This window comes from Methylobacterium sp. D53M (assembly GCF_053345625.1).
On record NZ_JBKFAL010000056.1, the window covers coordinates 1 to 8,165 of the forward strand.

General features: G+C 71.6%; 11 protein-coding genes. 8 read left to right on the forward strand and 3 right to left on the reverse strand.

Annotated elements, in window-relative coordinates:
• Window positions 1–342 precede the first annotated feature (342 nt).
• Window positions 343–591 carry a Flp family type IVb pilin gene (locus ACLBYG_RS31075; protein WP_056526187.1) on the reverse strand — a complete coding sequence of 83 codons (249 nt, stop codon included), beginning with the start codon at window positions 589–591 and terminating at the stop codon, window positions 343–345.
• A gap of 181 nt (window positions 592–772) precedes the next feature.
• Entirely contained in the window at window positions 773–1,069 is a 297-nt protein-coding gene (locus ACLBYG_RS31080) for a DUF3072 domain-containing protein (protein ID WP_447684019.1), read from the reverse strand.
• A gap of 174 nt (window positions 1,070–1,243) precedes the next feature.
• Between ACLBYG_RS31080 and ACLBYG_RS31085 the strand changes: the two genes are divergently transcribed.
• The 7 genes from ACLBYG_RS31085 to ACLBYG_RS31115 all read left to right on the forward strand — a co-directional run bounded on the left by ACLBYG_RS31085 (window position 1,244) and on the right by ACLBYG_RS31115 (window position 6,867).
• On the forward strand, window positions 1,244–1,810 hold the full coding sequence (locus tag ACLBYG_RS31085; RefSeq protein WP_427510502.1) for a gluconokinase: 567 nt from the start codon (window positions 1,244–1,246) through the stop codon (window positions 1,808–1,810).
• A 4-nt stretch (window positions 1,811–1,814) separates the two neighbouring features.
• Window positions 1,815–2,636: a Cof-type HAD-IIB family hydrolase gene (locus ACLBYG_RS31090; protein WP_447684020.1), complete on the forward strand. Its 822-nt coding sequence runs from the start codon at window positions 1,815–1,817 to the stop codon at window positions 2,634–2,636.
• 168 nt (window positions 2,637–2,804) lie between these two features.
• On the forward strand, window positions 2,805–3,782 hold the full coding sequence (locus ACLBYG_RS31095) for a lytic transglycosylase domain-containing protein (RefSeq protein WP_447684021.1): 978 nt from the start codon (window positions 2,805–2,807) through the stop codon (window positions 3,780–3,782).
• A 343-nt stretch (window positions 3,783–4,125) separates the two neighbouring features.
• Window positions 4,126–5,007: a helix-turn-helix transcriptional regulator gene (locus ACLBYG_RS31100; protein WP_020095664.1), complete on the forward strand. Its 882-nt coding sequence runs from the start codon at window positions 4,126–4,128 to the stop codon at window positions 5,005–5,007.
• Window positions 5,008–5,232: 225 nt separating this feature from the next.
• On the forward strand, window positions 5,233–6,084 hold the full coding sequence (gene cysE / locus ACLBYG_RS31105; RefSeq protein ID WP_447684022.1) for a serine O-acetyltransferase: 852 nt from the start codon (window positions 5,233–5,235) through the stop codon (window positions 6,082–6,084).
• 91 nt (window positions 6,085–6,175) lie between these two features.
• Window positions 6,176–6,391 (forward strand): DUF3126 family protein, encoded by a 216-nt coding sequence (locus ACLBYG_RS31110; RefSeq protein ID WP_007565940.1) that lies wholly within the window; start codon window positions 6,176–6,178, stop codon window positions 6,389–6,391.
• 146 nt (window positions 6,392–6,537) lie between these two features.
• On the forward strand, window positions 6,538–6,867 hold the full coding sequence (locus ACLBYG_RS31115; protein ID WP_020095662.1) for a DUF6949 family protein: 330 nt from the start codon (window positions 6,538–6,540) through the stop codon (window positions 6,865–6,867).
• Between the two features lie 6 nt (window positions 6,868–6,873).
• Here the strand turns inward: ACLBYG_RS31115 and ACLBYG_RS31120 are convergent, their stop codons facing one another.
• A complete protein-coding gene (locus tag ACLBYG_RS31120; RefSeq protein ID WP_026605326.1) occupies window positions 6,874–7,581 on the reverse strand; it encodes a transglutaminase-like cysteine peptidase in 708 nt (235 codons plus the stop codon).
• A gap of 319 nt (window positions 7,582–7,900) precedes the next feature.
• On the opposite strand from ACLBYG_RS31120, the gene ACLBYG_RS31125 reads away from it, so the two are divergent.
• A complete protein-coding gene (locus tag ACLBYG_RS31125; RefSeq protein WP_447684023.1) occupies window positions 7,901–8,158 on the forward strand; it encodes a hypothetical protein in 258 nt (85 codons plus the stop codon).
• Window positions 8,159–8,165 lie beyond the last annotated feature (7 nt).

An 8,165-nucleotide genomic window follows, 5' to 3' on the forward strand; every position in this document is an offset into this window, starting at 1 on the left:
TGCCGTCGGACCCGCCGCGGGCAGGTACGTGCAGCCCGACATCGCCGTGACGGCGAGCAGGACGAGGGGAAGTTTGCGCATCCAGATGTTGCCCATCGGTATTGCCGAGCCCGTGCCTAGCCCATAGCGGCCCAGGTGTCCGTAGCGGGTGAGCCACACTCCGCCCGCCACGACCGAGACTGCTAAGTCATCCTCGTTAAGCACAGCTTTTTCGGGGCACAGGGACGACGAATGCCGGGCGCAGCGCGCGCTGCTGAAATATCGGGACACAAATCCGGGCGCTGTCGACGGTAACGGGTCGGCCCATCGACTCCAGGGCCGCTCGGCCCCGGCGCGATCCGCTCACTGACCCTGGGTCACCGCCGCGGTGATGTCGCCGTAGACGGCGCTGACGCGGGACACGTAGTAGCGGATGCTGCCGACCGCGACGAGGAAGATCAGGCCCCCGAGCAGGGCGTACTCGGTCGCGGTGGATCCGCGGAGGTCGCGGGCGAAGCGCGCGGCCGCGACAGGGATCCGATCCGTCAGGGCGGCCGCCGCCCGGGATCGCACCGCGCGCCGCCCCGCCCCGTCGCCGCCCGGCTCATCCATGGTCGAACGCGCCTTCCCGTCCCGCCGTCCGCGTGGCCCCACGCGCTCGGAAGGCTGTTACCGGCCCGCGCTTGCCGCCGGCTTAACGAAGTGTCCGAAACAGGGCATCGGGCCGATTCCGGGCGGGATATGCACCGCCCCGGTCAGCGGGCGCGCCCGGCGAGGGCGCGCTCGCGACGGCTCAGGCGTGGCCGGCCTTGTGGCGCAGGTCGTCGATCCGCTTGGAGGCCTCGGCCTTGTCGAGGTCGGGATCGAACGCCTTCGGCTCCTTCGCCTCCTCGGAGAGCGTCTTCAGGTAGGAGGCCTGCGCGCCGGTCATCGGCTCGCCGCCGGTGGTCCACTGGTCCGGATCCTTGATCTGGTTCGACACGTCCTTCGGGTCGGTCTTGGGGTTCTCCGGCGCGTCCTGATGCGCATCCTGGCGCACTCCGGAATCCCGATCGGCCTTCGACGTCGCCTTCGCGGTGGTGGTAGCCATGCGACTCATGTTCCCTAAATGTTCGCGTTCTGGGTCGTCAACGCGGCCCGCGCCGCGACGGTTCCTGCCGACAGGGCGGCAACGTCGGGCGCGGCGATCTTCCCTTCCGCGCGCGCGCTCCGCATGATCGTGACGCGCGGCGGCCCGGCGCGCCTCGGAGCCACGGTGGTCCGGATGACGTCCCAATCAGACTCGCCATTCGATGCCGGGACGGCCGCTCAGGTGCTCGTGGTCATGGGCGTCTCGGGGTCCGGGAAGAGCACCGTGGCGGCGCTGATCGCCGAGAAGCTCGGCTGGATCTTCGTGGACGGCGACAGCTTCCACGCGCCGGAGCATGTGGCGAAGATGCACGCGGGCCACGCCCTCGACGACGCGGACCGCGCACCGTGGCTCGCCCGGATCGCGACCTGGATCCAGCAGCGCCTCGACGCCGGCGAGTCCGGCGTGGTGGTCTGCTCGGCGCTCCGGCGCGCGTACCGGGACGTCCTCACCCGGGGCAGCCGGCGGGTCCGCATCGTCTACCTCGACGGCGACAAGGCCCTGATCGCGCGGCGTCTCGCGGAGCGCCAGGGTCATTTCATGTCGCCGCATCTCCTGGACAGCCAGTTCGCCACCCTCGAGGTCCCGGGCCCCGACGAGCACCCGATCACCGTCGGGATCCTCGAGCCGCCCGAGGCGATTGCCGACCGGGTCGTGGCGGAACTCGCCACCGCGGCGCGCCGGGATCCGGGTGGGGAGTGACGCGATGACTTCAGGAACCGGCAAGGCCGCGGGGATCGCCCTGGTGATCTCGGACGTCGACGGCACCCTGGTCACCGGGGACAAGCGCCTGACGGCAGCGACGGTGGCGGCCGTGCGCCGCCTGCGCGCGGCCGGGATCGGCTTCAGCATCGCCTCGGCGCGGCCGCCGATCGGGCTGCGGAGCCTCGTGGCGGAGCTCGGCCTCGACCTGCCGATGGGGGCCTTCAACGGCGCGAGCGTCGTCCGGCCGGACCTGTCGATCATCGAGGAGCGGACCATCCCGGAGCCGGCGGCCCGGGCGGCCCTCGACCGGCTCCTGGCCGAGGGGCTGGACGTCTGGGTCTTCGCCGACGGCGCGTGGTGCCTGCGCGACCCGGACGGGCCCTACACCGACCTGGAGCGCCGCACGATCGACGCGGAGCCCCGAGTCGTGCCGGATCTCGGAACGCTCATGGGTATGGCCGCCAAGATCGTCGGCGTCAGCCGCGACCACGCCCATCTCGCGGCCTGCGAGACGCGAATCGCGGCGGCGCTGGCCGGCCGGGCCACCGTCCACCGCTCGCAGAAGTACTATCTCGACGTGACGCCGCCCGATCTCGACAAGGGTCGCTTCGTCGCCTGGATGAGCGCGCATCTCGCCATCCCGCGCGAGCGGATCGCCACGTTCGGCGATGCCGGGAACGATCGCCCGATGTTCGCGCAGAGCGGCTACTCCGTGGCGATGGGCAATGCCGAGGCGAGCGTCCAGGCGGCCGCCAGCGCGGTCACGGACAGCAACGACGCCGACGGGTTCGCCCGCGCGGTCGAGCGCTTCATCCTTCCCTGACCGGCTCCCCAGACCGGCCGACCGCGTCCGCGCGCCGCCCTGTGGCGCGCGGATCACAAGCACGCCCGTCGCCCCGGCCGCCCACAGGCTGCCGAACGGGGGCCGCTTTCCGGCCTCATTTCCCCGTGACCTAGCTTGACTACAGAACAAGCAGCACCGGGTCTCGGAATGCATCGCCTCATCCTGGCCGCCGTCCTCGCGGTCGCGCCCGCCGCCGCCTTCGGGCAGGGCGCGCGCGACAATATCGACGCGTTGATCGAGCAGCAGGCGAAGGCGAACGGCGTTCCGGCGAGCTTCGTGCACGCCGTGGTCAAGCGCGAGAGCAACTACAATCCGCGGGCGAAGGGCGGCAGCGCCCTGGGTCTCATGCAGATCAAGCACGCGACCGCGCGCGGCATGGGCTACACCGGCGACGCCGCCGGCCTGTACGATCCGGAGACCAACCTGCGCTACGGCGTGGCCTATCTGGCGGGCGCCTACCGCACGGCCAAGGGCAACGTCGCCCAGGCCTACCAGTACTACAACCGCGGCTACTACTACGCCGCCAAGCGCCAGGGCATCTCCACCGAGGTCGCCTCGGTGGTCGCCCCCGTGGCGGCTTCGGCCAGCGCCCTCGCGAGCCTGTTCGGCGGCGGCGTCGCCGACTCCAAACCCAACCCCGCGGCCGCCGCCCTGGCCTACGCGCCGACGGCCGCCGCCGTGGCCGAGGTTCCGACCGAGACCGTCGAGGTGCCGCTGCCGCCGCGCCGGCCCGCCGCCCTGGCCGGCGCCGCGGTCGAACTCGCCAGCCTGTCCATCGACCCGGCCGCGGGCGCGCCCCCGGCCGCCCCGCAGGCCGCCTCGGTTCCCGCCGTGGAGGTGCCGCTGCCGCCGCGCCGACCCACGGCCCTCGGGAGCGCGGAGGCCTCGCCGGCGCAGATGGCGGAACTCCGGCTCTCGCCGCAGCCCGCGGCGGCCGCCACCCCGATGACCCCCGCGGCCGCTTCGGCACCGGCCACCGAGGCGGCGGTCGAGGCGGTCGAGGTGCCGCTGCCGCCGCGCCGTCCGTCGCTCCAGATGCTCGCCGCCGCCACGCCGCGGCGCGCCCCGGCCGCCGCGGCGCTCGCCACGCCGGTGCGCGAGGCCACGGCCCTGCCGGTCGAGTAGCGCGCCCGCTCCGGCGCGGGCGCAGACCGCCGATCGCCCGCCCGGCCGGGCCTTCTGCCCACACAAGGATCATGCCCAAGGCTTGACCATCGGGTCGATCCGCAACACATAGGCGCCACGCCAGCAACGTGGTTGGATCGTTACGGTACGGACCGGCGCCGCGAGACAGCGGCCGTACGCGGGTGGCGCACGACGGATCTCAGGGCAGGAAACGCCGGTCTACACGCGCACGTTCTCAGGCAGCTTCCTGTCTGGCGGAACGCCAAAGCGCGATGGATCTCGAAGCGGCAGGCATGCAGGGCACGGACTCTGCTTTCGAGCTGGCAGGAAAGCGGACGGCGCCATGACCGGCGTGGAACAGGAATCTCTCTTTCTCACGGACCTCGGGCGACGCGTCAGGCACGCGCGCACCGTGCGCGGGCTGTCGCGCAAGGTTCTATCGCAGACCTCGGGCCTGTCCGAGCGCTACATCGCGCAGCTAGAGGGCGGCCAGGGCAACGTCTCGATCATCCTGCTGCGGCGGGTGGCGAACGCCATGGGTGTGCGGCTGGACGACCTGATCACCGGCAACGACGCGCTGCCCGACTGGCCCGTGGTGCGCGACCTCCTCGCCCAGGCGAGCCCGGCCCAGATCGTCGCCGCCAAGGAGGCCCTGTCCGGCGGCAGCCGGCCCGAATCGAGCAACCGGCCGCGCGTGGCGCTGACCGGACTGCGCGGCGCCGGCAAGTCGACCCTCGGCAAGCTCGCGGCCGAGCGCCTCGGCTGGACCTTCGTGGAGCTCAACGCCGAGATCGAGCGGGAGAACGCCCTCTCGGTCCAGGAGATCTTCGCGATCTACGGCCAGGAAGGCTACCGCCGGCTCGAGCAGGCGGCCTTGCGGCGCCTGACCGAGCATCCCGGGCCGCTGATCCTCGCGACGAGCGGCGGCATCGTCGCGGAACCGCTGACCTACGATCTGCTCCTCCAGGCGTTCTACACCATCTGGCTGCGCGCCCGGCCGGAGGAGCATATGAGCCGCGTCCGCGAGCAGGGACACCTCGCCACGACGGGCGACCACGCCTCCGCGATGCAGGAGCTGCGCGCCGTGCTGGCGAGCCGCGAGCCGCTCTACGCCCGGGCCCCGGCGACGGTGGACACCTCCAACATCCCTGTCCAGACGATGCTGGACCGTCTGACGGCGGCGATCGAGGCGCGGTTCGGACAGGGCGTGCCGCTGGCGGACTGACCCGCCCGCGTTCGCTGACAGCCATGCGATCGATGCGACCCCCGGGCCGCGCCGGCCCTTGATCGCCGAGGTGCAGCGCACCACGCTAGGGCAGTACCCGCGGTCCGTCGCCGCCGCTGCCGTCTCTCCGGGCGGGACAACCACCCCGCCGAGCGGGCGCTGGACCGGCCCCGCCCCACGCGCGACCGGCAGACCCTGCGAAGTCCCGGACATGAGCATCCGACTATGAGCGCCAGTCCTGCCTTCACTCACCCATCGCATGACCTCGCGGTCGTCGACCCGGTCTGGTCGCGGTTGCGGAACGAGGCGGAGGATGTCCTGCGGACCGAACCGCAGCTTGCCTCCTTCATCGTCGCCACCATCCTGAACCACACCACGCTGGAGGGCGCGGTCTCCCACCGGGTCGCGGCGCGGCTCGGACACCCGTCGCTCCCGGCCGAACTCGTCGCTCACGCCTTCCACGAGGCGATCACGGTCGATCCCGGAATCGGCGAGGCGTTCCGCGCCGATATCGGCGCGGTGATCGACCGGGATCCGGCGACGCTCCGGGCCCTCGAACCGGTCCTGTACTTCAAGGGCTTCCACGCCCTGCAGGCCTACCGCCTCGCCCACCATGTCTGGAACCGCGGTCGGCGCGACCTCGCCCTCTACCTCCAGAGCCGGGTCTCGGAGGTGTTCCAGTGCGACATCCATCCGGCGGCGCGGATCGGTCGGGGCGTCTTCCTCGACCACGCCACCGGCCTCGTGGTCGGGTCGACCGCGGTGATCGAGGACGACGTGTCGATCCTCCACGCCGTGACCCTGGGCGGCACCGGCAAGCAGCGCGGCGACCGCCACCCCAAGATCCGCCGCGGCGTGATGATCGGCGCCGGCGCCAAGATCCTGGGCAACATCGAGGTCGGGGCCTGCGCCCGGGTGGCGGCGGGCTCGGTGGTGCTGCGGCCGGTACCGCCGAACACGACGGTCGTCGGCGTGCCGGCGCGCGTGGTCGGCACCGCCGGCTGCGACGATCCGGCCCGGGCGATGGACCAGCTCGTCGCCCTCGATCAGTTCATCCACCTGGGCGACGGGATCTGACCCGGGGCCGTCGCGCTTGCCGCTCCGCCCGCGGCGTGGCAAGCCCTCGGCCCATCGGCGGCGCCAGCGCCGCCAGGGGAGATCGACCAGCGTGACCAAAGCCGAGACCGCGAAGCTTCAGGACTATCTGCGCCGCAAGTTCGCGAACAACAATATCCGCCTCACCGCGATGAAGACCGGCGACTCCGCCGAGGTGTTCATCGGCGAGGAGTCGATCGGCGTGATCGCCGACGACAAGGAGGACGGCGACGATTCCTTCGTCTTCCGGATGGCGATCCTCGACATCGATCTCGAGGAAGAGGCCTGAGGCCCCGCGCTCCGGCCGGACCCGCGTCTCGGATCGAGTCCCGCCGGCCGCACCTGTGCACGGATTAACGCTAACAAAGACTCGTGCTTAACAACGGGTAAACGGCGTGAGTACAGTGCGCGCAACCTGTATCAGGAGCGCGAATAATGGTCCTCACGCCCGTCGCCCTCGAGTCGATCCGGACCCTCTGCATCGGACTGGCGCTGTCCGGCCTGATCGCCAGCGCCTTCGAGCTGTTCGCGGCGCGGCGGGCGAGCTTCAGCCTGCTGGAGCGCGGTGGTCTGCCGGCGGTCGCCGCCCTGCCGATGCTGGCCTTCTCGGCGCCGTTCATCATCCTGCGCAACACGGTGCGCGGCCGGCGGATCGAGGGGCGCCCGATCCCGTTCGTGATGCTGGCGACGGTCATCGCGTGCGGCTGGAGCCTGCTCTCCGGCCGCGTCGCCCTCGACCTCGCCGCGATGCTGGTCGGCGCCTGATCGGGTTCAGGGCTCGGCGGTGGCCACCTGCGCGGTCCCGTCCTTGCCCTCCAGGGACACCCACGCCGCGCCGTCCTGGCCGGCCCGCTTGATGAAGTTGTAGCCGGTGCGGCGCCAGGAGCGGATCGCGTCGGTCTTGTTGTCGAGGATGAAGTCGCCGCGGTCGGTCCGGACCGTCAGCACCGCGTGGCCCTCATTGGTCTCGTCGATCACCACGGTCATCAGCAGGGCGCGCCGCGGCAGGCCGCGCTCCACCAGCATCCGCCGCTTCAGCAGTTGGTAATCCTCGCAATCGCCGAACCCGTCATCGGGGAAGTCCCAGCGGTCGACGACGCCCCAGTGCGCCTGATCGGTGATCGGCCGGATGCGCGCGTTCACGCGGCGGTTGACGCTCTGCAGGGTCCGCCACACCGCCACGGTCAGGGAAATCTCGGCCGGCTCGGCCGTGTCGACCGTGCATTCCTGAGGCGTGCGGGCGCAGAAATCCGTCCAGCCCGCGATCGCCCGCACCGGCCCGGTCGGTTCGGCGGCGGTCACCTGATCCGGCAGGACCAGCCGCGCGTGGGCGTGGGTCGTGGCGCCGCCCATCGCGAGGATCGTGCCGAGCAGGGCGAAACTCGCCGCCTGCCGCGCGCGGCACGCCGCGTGCGTCCACCCGCGCCACCGCAGCGGGCCGAAGACCTGACACGAGATACCGCCATCCGCGTGCCGCATGGTTCAAGCCCCCGCCGCCCGATGATGACGGAAGGGTGACACGGCCACGTGCGACGCACAATGGGTCAGGACGAGACAGGCAACGCGCGGGAAGCCGTATCGGTTCCGATTTAAGAGAGTGTTGCATCCGCGGGGCTGACCGAAACCGTATGCACTGAGTGAATAGCCGCTCTGCGCCTTCTCGGAAGGCCTTGATTCACGTCAGCTTTGCCGGCTTCTCAGCACGGCTCGCACGGGGGATTCGCGGCGGGCTCGATCGAGACGCGTGAAGCCGGCCAGCCCGTCGCCGACGGAGCCGCACCCCAGGAAAGGACCCGCCATGCAGCCCGCCATCCAGCAGGTGATCAGAGCGCTCGCCGAAGATGGTCGGGCCGGCGCGATCAATATCGCGGAGCACGCGGTCGATTCCTACCTCGCCGACGCGCCGAGCGAGGGCGACAGGGCGCTGTCGCAGGACATCCTGGTCCGGGATCTCGCCAGTCTCCGGGGCGTCGCCCCGCATCTCGCGGCCTTCATCGGCCGGGTGGAGTCCTACGTGGCGAGCCTCGCCCAGCCGTCGCTGAGCCGGGCGGCCTGAGGCCGCG